This is a genomic window from Streptomyces longhuiensis (assembly GCF_020616555.1).
Classification (GTDB): Bacteria; Actinomycetota; Actinomycetes; order Streptomycetales; family Streptomycetaceae; genus Streptomyces; species Streptomyces longhuiensis.
The window spans coordinates 5,791,953-5,809,771 of the sequence record NZ_CP085173.1 but is presented as its reverse complement, the minus strand read 5'-3'; the positions used below and the strand labels follow the sequence as shown (position 1 = coordinate 5,809,771).

Genomic DNA, 17,819 nt, shown 5'->3' with positions numbered 1-17,819 from the left:
CGGTGGCGGGAGGCGTGTGGTGTACCGCCCGCTGATGTGCCGCCCGTTCGGGGACGGACGCGTGAACCGGCGCGTGAGCCGTTGCGTCGGCGGTCGCGTCGGCGGTTGCGTGAACGGTTGTGTGAACCGTCTGCTCGCCCGCGGCCTCCGTCGGCGGCAGAACTCCCTCCGCCGCATGCGCCCTTCCCCCGCACAGCAGCCCCAACACGATCAGGCCGCCCGCAAGGAACATCACCCGGAGCGCCACGTTCAGCGCACGCCGCCCGGCCGCTGCGCGCACGACGCGCGGAGCGGCAACAGGCAGAGCGATCGGGGAAGTCAAGGTGGGGGAACCCTCCTGTACGAGGGGCGCGGGGACGCGGGACGCGTGGGCGCGGGGATGAGAACAGCCGGGCCGATCCTTGCACGGGACGCCCGAGGTTGCGCAAGCCCCCTGTTACCGATGGGTAGTCATGTCCGGATTTACGGCCTCCCGTTCGACGGGATCCCGGCGTCCGGTATCGGCAGCGGCCGCTTCTCGATCGCCGCCGCCATCACCTCCGGGAAGAGATCCGGCGTGCACGCGAAGGCCGGTGCTCCCAGGGCCGCGAGCGCCGCCGCGTGCTCCCTGTCATACGCGGGTGCCCCCTCGTCGGACAGTGCGAGCAACGTGACGAACTGCACTCCCGACGCCTTCATCGCGGCGACCCGTTTCAGCATTTCGTTCCGGATACCCCCTTCGTAGAGGTCACTGATGAGGACGACGACGGTCTCGGCGGGACGGGTGATCTGCGACTGGCAGTACGCGAGCGCTCTGTTGATGTCGGTGCCGCCGCCGAGCTGCGTGCCGAACAGGACGTCGACCGGGTCGTCGAGCTGATCGGTGAGGTCGACGACGGCCGTGTCGAACACGACGAGCCTCGTGTCGATGGACCGCATCGAGGCCAGCACGGCGCCGAACACGGAGGCGTAGACGACGGACGCCGCCATCGAGCCCGACTGGTCGATGCAGAGGATGACCTCCTTCTTCACCGACTGGGACGCGCGGCCGTATCCGATGAGCCGCTCGGGGACGACCGTGCGGTACTCCGGCAGATAGTTCTTGAGGTTGGCCGCGATCGTGCGGTTCCAGTCGATGTCGTGATGGCGGGGCCTGTTGATACGGGCGCTGCGGTCGAGCGCGCCGGTGAGCGTCGCCCGGGTCCGGGTGCCGAGACGCTTCTCCAGGTCTTCGACGACCTTGCGCACGACGGCGCGTGCGGTCTCCTTCGTCGTCTCCGGCATCGCCTTGTTGAGGGAGAGCAGCGTGCCGACGAGGTGCACGTCGGCGTCGACCGCTTCCAGCATCTCCGGTTCGAGCAGCAGCGCGGACAGGCCGAGGCGGTCGATGGCGTCGCGCTGCATGACCTGGACGACGGAGGACGGGAAGTACGTCCGGATGTCGCCGAGCCAGCGCGCCACGGACGGCGCGGACGCCCCGAGGCCGGCCGAACGGTCGCGCCCCCGCCCCTCCTTCTTGTCCCCTCTCCCGTAGAGCGCGGTCAGGGCGCCGTCCATCGCCGCGTCCTGGCCGCCGAGCGCGCAGCCGGTGCCGTCCGCCTCGTCCCCGCCGAGCACGAGCCGCCAGCGCCGCATCCGCTCGCCCCGGGCTCCCCCGCTGAGCTCGTCCACCTGGTCGACCGCCATCAGGCCACCCCCACAAGGTCGTTGTCACCCCGGCCGGAACCGGCACCGGCATCAGAGCCGGATCCGGAGCCGGATGTGGCGTCGGCGTCCGCGTCGTCCATCCCGAGCAGCAGCCGCAGAACGGGCAGCACCGCGTCCGCGCGCGCCTGGTCGAGGCCGGGCGCGAACCCCGGCGGTGCCGTGCCCACGGCCGCCGTGGGTCCCGCCCCCGCGGGCCCGCGCCGCACCAGCTCGCCCAGCGTGCGACGCACACCGGATTCATAGGCGGAGAACGTGCGGCGCAGCAGCGGCAGTACGTCCGTGAACGCATCGGCGGAGACGCCCGTCAGCCAGTCGTCGACGAGCGTGAGCAACCGCTCGTCGTGTACGAGGAGCAGCCCGCCGGAGCCCCCGCCGACGAACCCCTCGATCCAGGCGGCGGCCTCGGCGGGCCCGGTGCCCGGTGAGAGGGCGAGTCCCATCAGCCGCGCGGCCTCGCCCCCGGCCAGCTGTTGGTCGTCGAGGAGCAGCCGCGCGCACCGCCCCCGGATCACACCGGCCACGCTGTCGCGTGCGGCGAGGACCCGCAGCACGGAGTGCCAGCGGCCCCGGTGTCCGGCCGTCCCGCCGTCCTCCAGCAGCCCCACCGCCCCGTGGACCGCGTCCACATGCCCGCGCATCTCGGCCGCGGCGTCCCCGTCGAGCCCCGCGCACGCGGGTGGCAGGCCCACGAAGACCCGCTCGGCGAGACCGGCCGCGACCTCGCTCAGTGCCTGGGTGTCCGTGCCCCGCACGTCGCCGTAGCGCAGGGAGCGGACGAGGGCGGGCAGGGCCTGGGCGAGATGGCCGACGTCCGTGTCCATCGCGGCGCGGTCGGCCAGTACGCGCATCACCACCGGGAGGGCTTGCGGCAGTTCGGCGAGGAGGCAGCGCTCGGCGAGGGCCGTGACGTCGGCGAGGGCCTGTCCGCCGATCGCGTCCGCCTCGGCTCTGGCGGTGGCGGCCGAGAGCACGGTCGTGCCCCAGATCCCCGCCTCGGCGACACGCACGGACAGCTCGGGTTCCCAGCGCAGCCGCCAGGTCTCCCGGAACGTGCCGGTGGAGCCGCGCACGGACCGCGCCGGCTCGCCCCAGCCGACGTCGAGGAGGCGGAGCCGGTGCAGGAGCCGGCTGCGCGCCGCGTCATTCTCCTTGCGCAGGTCGAGCTCCAACTCCCGCTCCAGTGCCTCCGGTTTGAGCCGCAGGGAGCGCTGGAGCCGCGTGAGGTCGCGTTGCAGCGGCACCGCGGGCGCCGCGTCCGGGACCTCCCCGAGCACGTCCCCCACGACGAGCTTGTCGTGGACGAGCGACAGAGGGACGTCCGACCCCTCGCACATCACGGCGCGGATCGCGTCCGTCGCCTCGGTCAGCCCCGCCAGCGGACGGCCCCGCATCGCGGCGAGCGTCTCGGCCAGCCGCACCGCCTCGATGACGTGCGCCGGCGACACGATCCTGTCCTCGTCCCTGAACAGCCCGGCGACCTTGGTCATCCAGCGTTCGACGGGCCGGTCCGGGGCGCTGAACAGATGCCCGTACCAGCCGGGCGAGTCGATGCCCGCCCCGTATCCCCCGGCCCGCGCGAGACGGCGGTGCGTCCAGGGCACCCAGGTCATGTCGACCTTGACCTTGGGCAGTCCCTTGAGGACGGCCCGGTCTGCGGCGACGGTCGTCTTCACGCGCAGCGCCGGAACATGCCACGCACCGCACACCACGGCGACCCGGTCCGCAAACTCCTTCTGCGCGGAACGCAGTTGAAGGCGCATATAGGCCTCCCGCACGAGATCCCGCTCGTGCCCCCCGTCGCCGTACTCCTCCCGCAGCGCCCCCATCGCCTCGCCGAGCGCCTCGAACGGCGCGAACGCGTCCCCCGCGCCGGCCCGGTGCTCGACGACGTCCTCCCACCAGCGCTCCGGGTCGTCGTGTCCCGCGGTCTCGGCGAGTACGGCGAGCGGATCGACACGCATCGCCTCCCTGACGTCCTCCCCGCCGTGGTCCTCCCCCCGCTCCTCGCCCCCCTCGGGGTCGTCCGGCGTCACGGCCGGCTCACGCAGGGCCAGGCTGTGCGCCGCCGGAAGGTCGATGAAACGGACCGGCACGTCCCGCTCCAGGGCCCAGCGGATCGCGACCCACTCCGGGGAGAAATCGGCCAGCGGCCAGAACGCGGAACGCCCCGGCTCGTCCACGACATGAGCCAGCAGCGCGACCGGCGGCACCATGTCCTCGTCGGCGGCGAGCGACACCAGCGCGTCCGCCTCGGGCGGCCCCTCGACCAGGACGACACCCGGACCGGCCGCGTCGAGCGCGGCCCTCACGGCCCTGGCCGAACCGGGCCCGTGATGACGCACCCCGAGCAGCAGCGGCCCCCTCCCCCGCTCGCTCATACGCTCACCTCACGGCACGCGCGGTAGAAGTCCTTCCAGCCGTCCCTCTCACGCACCACGGCCTCCAGGTACTCCTGCCAGATCACCCGGTCCGCGGCCGGGTCACGGACGACGGCGCCGAGGATGCCCGCAGCGACGTCCGACGGTCGCAGCACCCCGTCCCCGAAGTGGGCGGCCAGCGCGAGCCCACTCGTCACGACGGAGATCGCCTCTGCCGTGGACAGCGTGCCGCTCGGCGACTTCAGCTTCGTGCGCCCGTCCTCGGTGACGCCGCCGCGCAGCTCGCGGAAGACCGTGACGATGCGGCGGATCTCGTCCGAACCGTCCGGAGCGGCCGGCAGGTCGAGGGATCGGCCGATCTGGTCGACGCGGCGCGAGACGATGTCGACCTCCGCCTCAGCGCTCTCGGGCAGCGGAAGCACCACGGTGTTGAAGCGGCGGCGCAGCGCGCTCGACAGGTCGTTGACCCCCCGGTCCCGGTCGTTCGCCGTGGCGATCAGGTTGAAGCCCCTGACGGCCTGCACCTCCTGGCCCAACTCCGGTATCGGCAGGGTCTTTTCCGACAGGATCGTGATCAGCGTGTCCTGCACGTCGGCCGGGATGCGGGTCAGCTCCTCGACCCGGGCCGTCATGCCCTCGGACATGGCGCGCATGACGGGGCTGGGCACGAGGGCATCGCGGCTGGGGCCGTGCGCGAGCAGCCGCGCGTAGTTCCACCCGTACCGGATCGCCTCCTCGGGGGTGCCCGCCGTGCCCTGGACGAGCAGCGTCGAGTCGCCACTGACGGCCGCCGCGAGATGCTCGGAGACCCAGGTCTTCGCGGTGCCCGGCACGCCGAGCAGCAGCAGGGCGCGGTCCGTCGCGAGCGTGGTGACGGCGACCTCCACTATGCGGCGCGGCCCCACGTACTTCGGTGTGATGACGGTCCCGTCGAACAGCGTCCCGCCGAGCAGATATGTGGCGACGGCCCATGGCGAGAGGCGCCAGCGCTCCGGGCGCGGCCGGTCGTCCTGAGCGGCCAGCGCCGCGAGTTCGACCGCGAAGGCGTCTTCGGCATGCGGCCGCAGCGCCTGCGCGGCTGGCTGATCCCCCGCGGACGCGACGCTCTTCTCGGTCGGTTCGACGGACACGGTCATGGCGATCCCCCTCGATTTCGGCCGGGCTCAACCGGCACGTCCGGCACATCCCGAGCACTCGGCCGGGATGTGACTCCACCGTGCACCACGCCACTGACAATCACCGGTCGCGCGCCTCTGACCTGCGCCGACACCCGCTCCACCGGCGATTGTCAGTGGCGGGACCTACCTTCGAGAACATGACTCAGCAGGGGGTGCGCTGGACGGCGGACCAGGTGCTGGCACTGGCGCCTGACGCCCCGTCACGCAAGGCGGGAAGCAAACTCGGCGTCGCCGGACCGTGGTCGGAGGCGGGAAGTTCGGGCGAGGGGATGGTGTGGGGGCTCTGCAAGGGCAGTGGCAGCAAGCCGTATCAGACGGTCGTGGATGTCGCGGACGCGGCGGGACCGGCCTACAAGTGCAGCTGCCCGAGCCGTAAGTTCCCGTGCAAGCACGCGCTCGGGCTGCTCCTGCTGTGGGCGGGGGCGGACGGCTCGGTGCCGGACGCGCAGACGCTTCCGGACTGGGCGGAGCAGTGGGCCGAAGGGCGCAGGAAGCGGGCGCAGACCAAGCGGGAGACGGATGCGGCCGGGGGCACCGCCGCCGATCCCGAGGCCGCGCGCCGCAGGGCCGAGCGCCGCGCCGAGCGGGTCACGGCGGGCGCGAGCGAGTTGGAGCAGCGGCTCGCGGACCTGCTGCGCGGCGGCCTCGCCTCGGCCGAGCAGGCCGGTTACGGGATGTGGGAGGAGACCGCGGCCCGCATGGTGGACGCGCAGGCGCCCGGACTGGCAGCACGCGTGAGGGAGTTGGGAGCGATACCCGCGTCCGGTCCCGGCTGGCCGATGCGACTCCTGGAGGAATGCGCGCTGCTGCACCTCCTCGACCGCGGCTGGCTGCGCCGCGACCTGCTCCCCGCCGGACTCGCGGCGACGGTCCGCTCCCGCATCGGGCTGCCGTCATCGGCGGACGGGCGGCCCGCCCGGGACCGGTGGCTGGTCCTGGCGCAGTACGACACGGCCGACAGCCGGCTCACCACACGCCGGATATGGCTGCACGGGACGGAGTCCGGCCACACGGCGCTCCTCCTCTCCTATGGGGCGGCGGGCCGTGCCCCGGCGCTCTCGCTGCCGGTCGGCCTCGCGCTGGACGCCGAGCTCTCCGGGTACGCGGGAGACGGTCAGCTCCGCGCCGATCTGGGCGAGCAGTTCACGGCTCCCGCCCCAAGTCCCGTACGACCCAAGGGGGCAGGTGTGGCGGAGGCGGCGGCGCGCTACGGGGACGCGCTCGGCCGCGACCCATGGCTGGATTCGTGGCCGGTGACGCTGAGCCGGGTCATACCGACCCCGGACGAGGCGAGCGGCGGCTGGCAACTGGCGGATGCCGAAGACGACTTGGAACAGCCGAATGCGGTGGGAGCGACTGCGGAACGACTGGCGGTTCCGATCGCCCCGAAGGCGGCGTCGGGTCCCGGGCTGTGGCGGCTGGCCGCGCTGTCCGGCGGAGCCCCGGTCACCGTCTTCGGCGAATGCGGCCACCGAGGCTTCACCCCTCTCACTGCCTGGCCCGAGGGCACAGGGGAAGCAGTGGCGCTGTGCTGACGAGCCGGACGACGAAGCCGACGGAGACAACCATGCGGACCCATTCCATGGAGAGGAGCGACATGAACGGACCTTCGACCGCCGACACTACGGCCACGAGCACCAGCACCACCGCCACCACCGCCATCGGCGACCCATGGGAAGAGCTGGTCACCGTGGCCCTGCTCGGAACAGACCGGCGGACGCCACCAGGGCACTCGCCCGGCGCCGACGCACCCATCGCGCTGCTCGACGCCGCCGCCGTACAGACCGTGCGGCGGCGGGCCGGGCTGCGGCCCGCGCCCGCTGCCGCACCCCCCGCACGGGCGGCGGACGACCCGCGGCCCCCGCTCCCGGCCCCCGCGCGACGCAGACTCGCGATGCTGCTCACCGACCGCCCCGGCGCCGGAGGCGGCCGCCGTGGAACGGCCCCCGACCTGATGGAGTTGTTGCCCCAGTGGCTGGCCGGGGCCAACGAAAAGGGGTACGCGGCGCCTACGGATCTCCTGCCCGCGCTCCTCGACGCGGCCCGCGGGCGCACAGATCTACGGCCGCAGGCGCTCGCGTTCGCCGGCCCGCGCGCGCTGTGGCTGGCTCGGCTGAACCCGGACTGGAAGTTCGCGCTGCGCTTCACCCCCGGCGGCGGCACGGCGCTCCCGGCACCCGGGGATGCGGCCGACGTGCAACGTCTTTGGGAGGAGGGCCTGTTCGCCGAGCGGGTCACGCTCCTGGCGACCGTACGCGCGCACAGCCCAGCAGCGGCCCGCGAACTGCTCGCCTCCACCTGGTCCGCCGAGCGGGCCGAGGACCGGCTGATGTTCCTCGACTCGCTGCGGTCGGGGCTTGCCGACGCCGATGAGCCGTTCCTGGAACAGGCGTTGTCCGACCGCAGCCGCAACGTCAGGGCCACCGCCGCGGAGCTGCTCTCGGCGCTCCCGGGCTCGGCACTCGCGGCCCGGATGGCGTCGCGCGCCGCCTCCTGCGTCGCCGTCGACCGTACCCAGGGCGCGGCGACGATCACCGTCGAGGCGCCGCACGAGTGCGATGCGGGCATGGAGCGCGACGGCGTCGTCGCCAAGCCGCCGACCGGCCGGGGTGAACGGTCCTGGTGGCTGGGCCAGTTGGTCGAGGCGACGCCGCTCGGGGGCTGGACCGCGCGGTTCGGGGGCCGCACCCCGGAAGAGATCGTCGCGCTGCCCGTGGCCGACGACTGGCAGGGCGAACTGCACGCCGCGTGGTGCCGGGCCTCGGTGCGCCAGCGGGACGCCGTGTGGTCGCGCGCGCTCCTGGGCGCTCCCGCGTCACCGGATGCCGGAGGCCCCGGCGCCGTATCGCTGTCCGAACGGGCAAAGCTCCTCGGCGCGCTGCCCGACGGCGAACGCGCCGAGTGGGTGGCGGGGTTCATCGCGACGCACGGCCTGTCCGAGGCGTTCCAGCTGCTCGGGGTCTGCGCCCAGCCGTGGGCCGAGCCACTCGGGCGGGCAGTGGTCGACGCGCTGAACATCGCGCGGGATGCGGGCAGTTACCCCTGGAGCTTCAGCGGCGTCATGGGCCTGGCCGAACGCTGCCTGGATCCCGCGGAGGCGTCCCGCTTGGAGGGCCTCACCGCCACCCCGGACGAACCGGAGGACGCGGCCCCCGGAGCCGGCGGCTACTGGTCGGAAGCGTTCCAGCGCCTGGTCAGCACCTTGCGCCTGCGACGGGCGATGCGCGACGAGTTGAGAGGGACGTAAGCGCTGGAGGTACCCGGCGCGGCAGGGCAGGGCAGGGGCAAGGGGGACTGTCCGGTTCGGGCGGAGCGCGACCCACGCACCGAACCGGCGCCCCTGCGCCCTCACCCGCGAGGGATCGGAGGGATCAAGCCCCGGCAGGCTGGCGGACGTTCGCGTTGACCCAGTCCACGATCGACGCCGTCGTGGCGCCCGGCGTGAAGATCTCCGCGACACCCTTCTCCTTGAGCGGAGCGATGTCCGCCTCGGGGATGATCCCGCCGCCGAACACCTTGATGTCCGCGGCGTCGCGCTCCACGAGGAGCTCGATGACGCGCGCGAAGAGCGTGTTGTGCGCCCCGGAGAGAATCGAGAGACCGATCGCGTCGGCGTCCTCCTGGATCGCCGTGTCGACGATCTGCTCCGGCGTCTGGTGCAGGCCGGTGTAGATGACCTCCATACCGGCGTCGCGCAGCGCCCGCGCGATCACCTTGGCCCCACGATCGTGACCGTCGAGCCCCGGCTTGGCGACCACCACGCGGATCGGACCGGCTGCCACACCCATCACTGCCTCCATGAAGCGACTTCTACCCGATACCTGACCTGATGCGTACCCGGGAAGTGAACGAACGTTATCGACAGCATCCCGCAACCGGCCGTTTCGCGGTGCGGAGCGAGGGGGAAATCACACGATGGGACACGTTCGCTGCGCGCCACAGCCGCCGCAGGCGGCTCAGAAGCCGCATACGGGGGCCACCGGCGCCAGGGGAGCCGCAAAGAGACAGCCGCACCACACCGCCGCCGGCCGCGCGGCGGGCGACACGGCGCGCATCAGCGGGGCGGTACGTACGGGGATTCCGTGACGCACCGCGACCGTCACTCACGGGCACCAACTGGTCACTGCCCGCGTACGACGCGCATCGTCGGCCACCTCGGCGCATGCTTCCCATGAGGGCACACGGGAGACAGAGCCGTTTTCCCGGGTGCCGACGGGAGGTCGGCCATGGAAGTAACGAGGATCCTGCCTTTTCGCCCGCTCTGTCAGCTGATCCCCACCAGGCTGGTGTTCCCCGCCAGACTGGCCGGAGTCTCCGTCTCTCTGCTGAAGGCGACCGCTCTCGAGGTCGCGATTCTCGCCGGGCACCTCCTCCTGTACCCGTCCGGCATCATCCAGGAGCGCAGGGCCACCCCCGAGCTCCCCCCGCTTCGCTACGTCCCCACCCCGGAGGGCATGGGTGAGGGGGGCGACGAGGCCTCGTACCTGACGGAGAGTGCCGCCCTGCCCGGCCCCGGCGCCCGGAACGCTCACAGCACCGACAACACCGACAACACGTGCAGCGCACGCCTTCCGGCCGCCGAGAGCAAGCCGCCGGTTCTTCTCCTGCACGGCTTCATCGACAACCGCTCCGTCTTCGTCCTGCTGCGCCGCTCGCTCGCCCAGCACGGCCGGCACCACGTGGAGTCACTCAACTACTCGCCGCTGACCTACGACATCCGCACCGCCGCCGCGCTGCTCGCCCGCCACGTCGAGGAGATCTGCGAACGCACGGGCCACGACCGCGTGGACATCGTGGGGCACAGCCTCGGCGGCCTCATCGCCCGTTACTACGTGCAATGCCTGGGCGGCGATCTGCGCGTACGCACCCTCGTGTCGCTCGGGACCCCGCACAGCGGGACCACGGTCGCGCCGCTGATGGACGCTCACCCGATCGTCCGGCAGATGCGGCCCGGCTCGACCGTCATCGAGGAGCTGTCGCGGCCCGCCCCCGGCTGCCGCACCCACTTCGTGAGCTTCTGGAGCGATCTCGACCAGATCATGGTTCCGCTGGAGACGGCCTGCATCGACCACCCCGACCTGATCGCGCAGAACGTGCGCGTCACGGGCGTCGGACACCTCGCGCTCCCCGTCCACCCGGCGGTCGCCGCCGGTATCCGCCAGGCACTCGATGCCGAGGAGGCGGAAGGAGCGCACACCACCGACGGGATGAATGGCCTGACGGTCGCCTGAATCCGGCCTGAATCTGCCCCCGGAACGGTCCCCGAACTGGCCAAACGTCGAACGATTCTCGAACGCCCGGCCAAAGCTCTGCCCACAGTCCGCCGAAAGACGGCCGAATGCCCGTTTCCTGCGAGCGGGAAACCTGCTGAAGATTGTCGAGCCCGCGTACCGCCGGGTACAGTCACCGCACTGCTCTGGCAGCCCCTGTTGTCGAGGCGAAAGAGAAGTTGGTGAACGACCGTCTCCCGTCGGGGACTCAGACCACCCCGGCCCCGGCTCAGGACGCCGACTACGCGCCCTACGCTGCATATGACCAGCAGAGCGCCCAGTACGGCGGCCACACCGGTTACGACGGTTACGCCACCGGCGGTTTCGCCGCCGACCCTCTCTTCGGCGACCTGCCCGGCGCGCAGAACACCGGCGCGTACGACAACAGTCAGTGGCAGACCGGCGCGCACCAGACGCTGACGACGCAGGAACCCCAGCACCACGACCCGTACGCGGCGCAGCAGCACGCCGCCTCGTACGGCACCGGCACCTACGACACGACCGCTGTCTGGGGGACCGCCGCTCACGAGCAACTCAGCGGTATTCCGGCCCAGTCCGGACCGGACCATTCCGGCCAGTGGGACAACAGCGCGTGGGCCGACCAGACCGGGCAGTGGGACGCGAACGCCTTCGGGGCGCAGGCGCAGGGATTCACCACGCAGGACGCGTTCGCCACGCAGACCTTCCAGGCGCCGGCCTTCGAGACGCAGACGTTCGACGCGCAGGCCTATGAGACACAGGTCTTCGAGGCGCAGGCATTCGAGGCCCAGCCCTTCGCGACGCAGGCCTTCGAGGCACCGGTCTTCGACACCGGCGCGTACGACGCCACCGCGTGGAACTCCGCGGGCGCCGAAGGTGACGACAGCGACCCGGACGCCCGGCACGACTACGGCCAACCCGACGCTTCCGGGCCGGAGTTGAGCCACGACGACAGCCGCCAGGACAACTACGGCGACGGACACGACGACGTCGAGGAAATCGTCGCCCGCGACGAGCGGCCCGCCCCGGTCACGCCGGCCCAGCGCGCACGCTCCCGCCGCCGCTCCCCCGCCAAGCGCTCCGCGCTGCTCACGGTCGCGGTGCCCTCGGTGTGCGTGATGGGTGTCGCGGGAGTCGCCGCGGCCTCCGTCGGCGGGCTCGGCGGCGACGACAGCAAGGACACGACGGCGGCCTCCGCCCCCGACGCGACCGCCGTGAAGCCCTCCGTCGCCAACAACAAGCTCGACACACAGCTCGCAAACCTCTCCGCGGACGCGGGCGACTTCGCCGACCGGGCGAGCCGCACCCAGGAACGTATCGACCTCAGGGCCAAGCAGCAGGCCGAGCGGAAGCAGGCGGCGGAGGAAGCGGCGCGCAAGGAGCGCCTGCGGCCCAAGTTCGTCCTCCCGGTCAAGCAGCGCGGGCTGAGCGCGTACTACGGGCAGGCCGGCGTCAACTGGATGTCCGTGCACACCGGCATCGACTTCCCCGTCTCGTACGGCACGCCGGTGATGGCCGCGACCGACGGCACCATCCGTACGCAGTGGAACAGCGCGTACGGGAACATGACGATCCTGACGGCGAAGGACGGCACGGAGACCTGGTACTGCCACCTCTCCAGCCACACCGTGATGAGCGGACCGGTCAAGGCCGGTGACGTCATCGCGCACTCCGGGAACTCCGGCAACTCCACCGGTCCGCACCTGCACTTCGAGGTGCGTCCCGGCGGCGGCTCGGCCGTCGACCCGCTCCCGTGGCTCCGCAGCCACGGGCTCGACCCGACGTAGGGCCGAGCCCGCCGGCAGCGGCCTTCCCTACAGCTTCTCCACCGGCGCGTACCGCAGCAGCAGGCGCTTCGGCTTGGGCTCGCCGAAGTCGACCGTCGCCTCCGCGTTCGAGCCCGTGCCCTTGACGCCGACGACCGTGCCGAGGCCGAACTGGTCGTGCGTGACCCGGTCTCCCACCGAGAGCGCGACGACGGGCTTCTCCGTCGCCCGGCGGGTGGCGAACGCCGGTGTCGAGCGCGAGCGCGACGACGAGAGGGACGCGGCGATGCCGCTCGTCGGTCCCGTCGACTTGGCGGGCGCCATGGCGCCCGTCCGCTTCCACTCCAGATGCGCGTCCGGGATCTCCTCCAGGAAGCGCGACGGCGGGTTGTACGAGGGCTGGCCCCAGGCGCTGCGCAGCGTGGAGCGCGTCAGATACAGGCGCTCACGCGCGCGCGTGATGCCGACGTAGGCGAGCCGGCGCTCCTCCTCCAGCTCCTTGACCTGGCCGAGGGAGCGCATGTGCGGGAAGACACCGTCCTCCATGCCGGTCAGGAAGACGACCGGGAACTCGAGGCCCTTGGCGGTGTGCAGCGTCATCAGCGTGATGACGCCGGAGCCGTCGTCCTCCTCGTCCGGGATCTGGTCGGAGTCGGCGACGAGCGCGACCCGCTCCAGGAACTCGGAGAGCGTACCGACGCTCGCCTCGCCCTCACCCTCGGCCGCGCCGTCCGCCGACGCGCTCTCCTGCTCGAACTCCAGGGCCACGGCCGCGAGTTCCTGAAGGTTCTCGATCCGGGTCTCGTCCTGCGGGTCCGTCGACGACTGCAACTCCGCCAGATAGCCGGTCCGTTCGAGTACGGCTTCCAGGACCGTGGCCGGGCCCGCGCCCGATTCGACGATCGTGCGGAGGTCCTCCATCAGCGTGTTGAACCGCTTCACCGCGTTCGTCGAGCGGGCCGCCATGCCGTACGCCTCGTCGACGCGGCGCAGCGCCTGCGGGAAGGAGATCTTCTCGCGCTGGGAGAGCGCGTCGATCATCGCCTCGGCGCGGTCGCCGATGCCGCGCTTCGGCACATTGAGAATGCGGCGCAGGGGGACGGAGTCCTCGGGGTTGGCGAGCACCCGCAGATAGGCCAGGACATCCCTGACCTCCTTGCGCTCGTAGAAGCGGACTCCGCCGACGACCTTGTAGGGCAGGCCGACGCGGATGAAGATCTCTTCGAAGACACGGGACTGCGCGTTCGTCCGGTAGAACACGGCGACGTCGCCGGCCTTCGCGTCGCGCGCGTCCGTGAGCCGGTCGATCTCATCGGCGACGAACTGCGCCTCGTCGTGCTCGGTGTCCGCGACGTATCCGGTGATCTGCGCGCCCGCGCCCGCGTTCGTCCACAGATTCTTGGGGCGGCGGGATTCGTTGCGCTCGATGACCGCGTTGGCCGCGGAGAGGATGGTCTGCGTCGAGCGGTAGTTCTGCTCGAGCAGGATCGTCGTCGCGTCGGTGTAGTCCTCCTCGAACTGGAGGATGTTGCGGATGGTGGCTCCGCGGAACGCGTAGATCGACTGGTCGGCGTCACCCACGACGCAGAGCTCGGCCGGCGGGAGGTCGCCCTCACGCGGCGGCTCGTCCTCCGCGCGGCCGCTGTCGACTGTCCCCACCAGCTCCCTGACCAGCGCGTACTGCGCGTGGTTCGTGTCCTGGTACTCGTCGACCAGGACGTGGCGGAAGCGGCGGTGGTAGTGCTCGGCGACATCCGGGAAGGCGCGCAGGAGGTTCACCGTCGTCATGATCAGGTCGTCGAAGTCCAGCGCGTTCGCCTCACGGAGGCGGGACTGGTACATCGCGTAGGCCTGGGCGAGGGTCTTCTCGAAGCCGTCGGCGGCCTGGGCCGCGAAGTCCTCCTCGTCGATCAGCTCGTTCTTCAGGTTCGAGATCTTGGCGCTGAAGGACTTCGGCGGGAACTTCTTCGGGTCCAGGTCGAGGTCGCGGCAGACCAGGGCCATGAGGCGCTTGGAGTCGGCGGCGTCGTAGATCGAGAACGACGACGTGAAGCCGAGCTTCTTCGACTCGCGGCGCAGGATGCGCACGCAGGCGCTGTGGAACGTCGACACCCACATCGCGTTCGCCCGCGGGCCGACGAGGGACTCGACGCGCTCCTTCATCTCGCCCGCGGCCTTGTTCGTGAACGTGATCGCGAGGATCTGGCCGGGGTGCACGCCGCGCTCGCCGAGGAGGTACGCGATGCGGTGCGTGAGCACGCGGGTCTTGCCGGAACCCGCGCCCGCCACGATGAGCAGCGGGGAGCCGCCGTGGACGACGGCCGCCTTCTGGTTCTCGTTCAGCCCGTCGAGGAGAGCCGCCGGGTCGAGCGCCGGGCGCGGGGCACCGTCCCGGTAGTACGCGTCCCTGGCCGGGGGCGCGTCGAACTTCCCGTCGAACAGGTCGTCCGGCATGTGCTCCGGAGCCGTGTCGTCCTCGGGCGGCGGCGGGGCATGCTCCTCACCGGCCTTCGAAGCCGTGAGGTCCGCCAGGAAGCTGTCGTCAAAGAGGCTGCTCATCGCTCTACGAGTCTAGGCCGCCCCACTGACACCCACGGCCGCCCCGGAAACTTCCCCCCGACTTCGCGGACCCGGACACCTCACGTAGTGCGGAAATCACCCTCCGTAAGGGTTACCGGAGGTCACGAACGAGATTGCCGAAGGTCACGAAAATGTATCGGGCATATCGAACATCAACCTTCACAGCAGCCACACGAGTTGGCTAGCGTGCTCCGCGGGCCGCCCGTCCCCCCGTCGGCAACCGCGCCGCGAACGGGTCGCCCCCGCTGAGTTCAGTACGCCGAGAGGCATGGAACCGGGGACCCACGACCTTTGGGGTGAATCGGCCGACGACCCGTCAGGGCGCGACCGTAGGGCAGCCTTCCGAATCTCCGCCCGAACCCGACAGCTAACCCGGTAGGCGGTCATGGGAAGGAGACGCGCCCCTTGGCGTCGCACCGCAAGCCGCGCGGCAGGACAGCCGGTCCCCGCACGGCCCCCGTCGTCGGAATCACCACGGCGGCCCTCACCTCCATAGCCCTGCTCTCGCAGAGCGCGACCGCCGCCCCGTCCGCGCCGCCGAAGCCGAGCCTGGAAGAGGTCCAGAAGAAGGTCGACACCCTCTACCACCAGGCGGGCGTCGCCACGGAGAAGTACAACGCGGCCAAGGAGCGCACCACCAAGCAGCAGAAGCGCGTCGGTGACCTGCTCGACGACGTCGCGCAGCGCACCGAGAAGCTCAACAAGGCCCGCCAGGAGCTCGGCACCTTCGCCGCCGCCCAGTACCGCACGGGCGCCGTCTCCGACACCGCGACGCTGCTCCTCGCCGACGACGCGCAGGACTACTTCGACCAGGACCAGCTGATGAGCCGGCTCACGAGCCGCCAGAAGAAGGCGGTCGACGACTACCAGACCGAGCAGGCCGCCACCACGAAGAAGCGCACCGAGGCGGCCAAGAGCCTGGAGACGCTGACCACTTCGCAGGCCACGCTCAGGAGCACGAAGAGGGACGTCCAGCAGAAGCTCGGCGACGCCCGCGAACTCCTGTCGAAGCTGACCGCCGAGGAGAAGGCGCGCCTCGCGGCGATCGAGAAGAAGAAGCAGGAGGCCGCCAGGAAGAAGGCGGAGGAGCTGGCGCGTCAGCAGGCCGAGGCGGAGGCCAAGCGCAAGGCGGCCGAGGAGGCACGCCAGAAGGAGAACCCGGACACGGGCAGCGGTTCGGGCACGGGTACGGGTACGGGCTCCGGCAGCACCGGCAGCGGCTACGCCGCCAAGGCCGCGAAGGTCATCGACTTCGCCGAGTCCCAGATGGGCAAGCCGTACGTGTGGGGCGCCACGGGCCCGGACTCGTACGACTGCTCGGGCCTCACGCAGGCCGCGTGGAAGGCGGCCGGCATCTCGCTGCCGCGCACGACCTGGGACCAGGTCAAGGTCGGCACGACCGTCACCACGGCCAACGCCCAGCCTGGTGACCTGGTCTTCTTCTACGACGACATCAGCCACGTCGGCATCTACATCGGCGACGGCAAGATGATCCACGCACCGAAGCCGGGCGCGAACGTCCGCGTCGAGTCGATCTACTACATGCCGATCCACAGCGTGGTGCGCCCGGCCTGACCGCTTCGTGGGGTTACGTTCGGGCGGTGCGCGGCCCGAACGCAACCCCAGGTCCCGGACCCACGTGGTCCCAGCTCCCGCCGGCCGCCGGTGCCGCCGTCATGGCCACCGGCATCATCTCGGTCGGCCTGAACCTGACCGGTCACTCGGTGCTGTCCGGCATCATGCTGGTGCTCGCCGCCGCCCTCTGGGTCGTCCTCGCGGCGGACTTCGCGAGCCGGCTGGTGCGGGAGCGCGACCGCTGGCAGTCCGAGGCCGACACCCCGCCCGCGCTCACCGCGGTCGCGGCGACGACCGTCCTCGGCACCCGGATCTCCGTGTTCGGCTGGCAGACCCTGGCCGAGGCGCTCCTCGCCCTGGCCGCGCTCGTCTGGCCGGTGCTCCTCATCAACGTCGTACGGCACTGGAAGCCGCGGATGCCGGGGGGCGTGTTCCTCGGATGTGTCGCGACACAGGGTCTCGTCGTCCTGGCGGCGACGCTCGCGCCCGCGGTCGGCGCGCACTGGCTCGCGTTCACCGGGATGGCGCTCTTCTGGGGCGGGATCGTCCTGTACTGCTTCGCACTGCTCCACTTCGACCTGCGCGAGGTGGCCTCCGGCGCCGGGGACCAGTGGGTCGCGGGCGGCGCGCTCGCCATCTCCGCCCTCGCCGCGGCGAAGCTCGTCGCGACGGGCCTGTGGAACCAGGACGACACGGACGTCCTGCGCACCATGAGTTTTCTGCTGCTCGCACTCGATGTGGCCTGGTACGTGGTGCTGGCGGTGGCGGAGGTGCGGTGGCCCCGGCCGCGCTACGACGTGCGGCGCTGGTCGACGGTCTTCCCGATGGGAATGACAGCGGCGGCGGCACTGTCCGTGAGCGCCGCCGCCGATGTGTCCTGGCTCAGAGGGCCGGGACAGGTTCTGGTGTGGATCGCGGTGGCCGCGTGGCTCGCCACCCTGATCGGGACGTTCAGGCCCGGAGCAGCACGCTGACCCAGGTCCGGAGCACCGCGATGCCGACTCAGGTCCAGAGCACCGCGATGAAGATGTTCGCGGTGGTCAGCAGGCCGACGAGGCCGAACAGGCCCTTGTCCACCTTCTCGTCGTCCCGCTTCACGTACACGAGGCCGAGGATCACGATCAGCAGCGCGAGCTTCACGCCGATCTTGATGTTGTTGACGGTGTTGTCGTCCGCCTGATTCAGGCCCACCAGGACGACACCCGTGACCAGCATGGTCAGCGCACCGTGCAGCATCGCCGGGACGAACCGGGCCGTTCCCTTGCCCATCGCCTTCATCTGGGTGAGGAACCCACCGAGGAGCGAGGCGATGCCGATGATGTGCAGGCCGACGAAGAGGTGGATGAGTACGTCCATGAACGGCGAGCCTAGCCGGGGCCTCACTGCCCCCATGAACCGGCCCGGACC

General features: G+C 71.4%; 12 protein-coding genes and 1 riboswitch. Of the genes, 6 read left to right on the top strand and 6 right to left on the bottom strand.

Features of this window, described 5'->3' with window-relative positions; translation table 11 throughout:
* Positions 1 to 462: 462 nt before the first annotated feature.
* Genes LGI35_RS26930 through LGI35_RS26920 form a run of 3 tightly spaced genes read right to left on the bottom strand, consistent with a single transcriptional unit; the run spans position 463 to position 5,200 of the window.
* Positions 463 to 1,665, bottom strand: a complete 1,203-nt coding sequence (locus LGI35_RS26930; protein WP_227296847.1) for a VWA domain-containing protein — start codon at positions 1,663 to 1,665, stop codon at positions 463 to 465.
* A complete protein-coding gene (locus LGI35_RS26925) occupies positions 1,665 to 4,064 on the bottom strand; it encodes a DUF5682 family protein (RefSeq protein ID WP_227296846.1) in 2,400 nt (799 codons plus the stop codon). The genes LGI35_RS26930 and LGI35_RS26925 overlap by 1 nt, the downstream gene beginning before the upstream one ends.
* Positions 4,061 to 5,200 (bottom strand): ATP-binding protein, encoded by a 1,140-nt coding sequence (locus LGI35_RS26920; protein ID WP_227296845.1) that lies wholly within the window; start codon positions 5,198 to 5,200, stop codon positions 4,061 to 4,063. The genes LGI35_RS26925 and LGI35_RS26920 overlap by 4 nt, the downstream gene beginning before the upstream one ends.
* 179 nt (positions 5,201 to 5,379) lie before the next feature.
* Here LGI35_RS26920 and LGI35_RS26915 point away from each other — a divergent pair, with 179 nt between their 5' ends.
* Entirely contained in the window at positions 5,380 to 6,777 is a 1,398-nt protein-coding gene (locus tag LGI35_RS26915) for an SWIM zinc finger family protein (protein ID WP_227296844.1), read from the top strand.
* A gap of 62 nt (positions 6,778 to 6,839) precedes the next feature.
* Positions 6,840 to 8,489 (top strand): DUF5691 domain-containing protein, encoded by a 1,650-nt coding sequence (locus LGI35_RS26910; protein ID WP_227296843.1) that lies wholly within the window; start codon positions 6,840 to 6,842, stop codon positions 8,487 to 8,489.
* Positions 8,490 to 8,613: 124 nt separating this feature from the next.
* On the opposite strand, the gene icmB is transcribed toward LGI35_RS26910, so the two are convergent.
* Positions 8,614 to 9,030, bottom strand: a complete 417-nt coding sequence (gene icmB / locus LGI35_RS26905) for a coenzyme B12-dependent isobutyryl CoA mutase small subunit (protein ID WP_100594811.1) — start codon at positions 9,028 to 9,030, stop codon at positions 8,614 to 8,616.
* A 438-nt stretch (positions 9,031 to 9,468) separates the two neighbouring features.
* Between icmB and LGI35_RS26900 the strand changes: the two genes are divergently transcribed.
* On the top strand, positions 9,469 to 10,473 hold the full coding sequence (locus tag LGI35_RS26900) for a lipase family alpha/beta hydrolase (RefSeq protein WP_227296842.1): 1,005 nt from the start codon (positions 9,469 to 9,471) through the stop codon (positions 10,471 to 10,473).
* Between the two features lie 221 nt (positions 10,474 to 10,694).
* The gene (locus LGI35_RS26895; protein ID WP_227296841.1) at positions 10,695 to 12,278 is read left to right on the top strand and encodes a M23 family metallopeptidase; all 1,584 of its coding nucleotides are present in this window, start codon (positions 10,695 to 10,697) and stop codon (positions 12,276 to 12,278) included.
* Positions 12,279 to 12,305: 27 nt separating this feature from the next.
* Here the strand turns inward: LGI35_RS26895 and pcrA are convergent, their stop codons facing one another.
* Entirely contained in the window at positions 12,306 to 14,816 is a 2,511-nt protein-coding gene (pcrA, locus tag LGI35_RS26890) for a DNA helicase PcrA (protein WP_227296840.1), read from the bottom strand.
* A 268-nt stretch (positions 14,817 to 15,084) separates the two neighbouring features.
* Positions 15,085 to 15,234: riboswitch (cyclic di-AMP (ydaO/yuaA leader) on the top strand.
* Between the two features lie 8 nt (positions 15,235 to 15,242).
* On the opposite strand from pcrA, the gene LGI35_RS26885 reads away from it, so the two are divergent.
* Together LGI35_RS26885 and LGI35_RS26880 are read left to right on the top strand one after the other, a co-directional pair.
* A complete protein-coding gene (locus LGI35_RS26885) occupies positions 15,243 to 16,412 on the top strand; it encodes a C40 family peptidase (protein ID WP_227296839.1) in 1,170 nt (389 codons plus the stop codon).
* A 101-nt stretch (positions 16,413 to 16,513) separates the two neighbouring features.
* The gene (locus LGI35_RS26880; RefSeq protein ID WP_423835724.1) at positions 16,514 to 17,386 is read left to right on the top strand and encodes a tellurite resistance/C4-dicarboxylate transporter family protein; all 873 of its coding nucleotides are present in this window, start codon (positions 16,514 to 16,516) and stop codon (positions 17,384 to 17,386) included.
* 28 nt (positions 17,387 to 17,414) lie between these two features.
* Here the strand turns inward: LGI35_RS26880 and LGI35_RS26875 are convergent, their stop codons facing one another.
* On the bottom strand, positions 17,415 to 17,768 hold the full coding sequence (locus LGI35_RS26875; protein ID WP_116510905.1) for a hypothetical protein: 354 nt from the start codon (positions 17,766 to 17,768) through the stop codon (positions 17,415 to 17,417).
* Between the last annotated feature and the right edge of the window lie 51 nt (positions 17,769 to 17,819).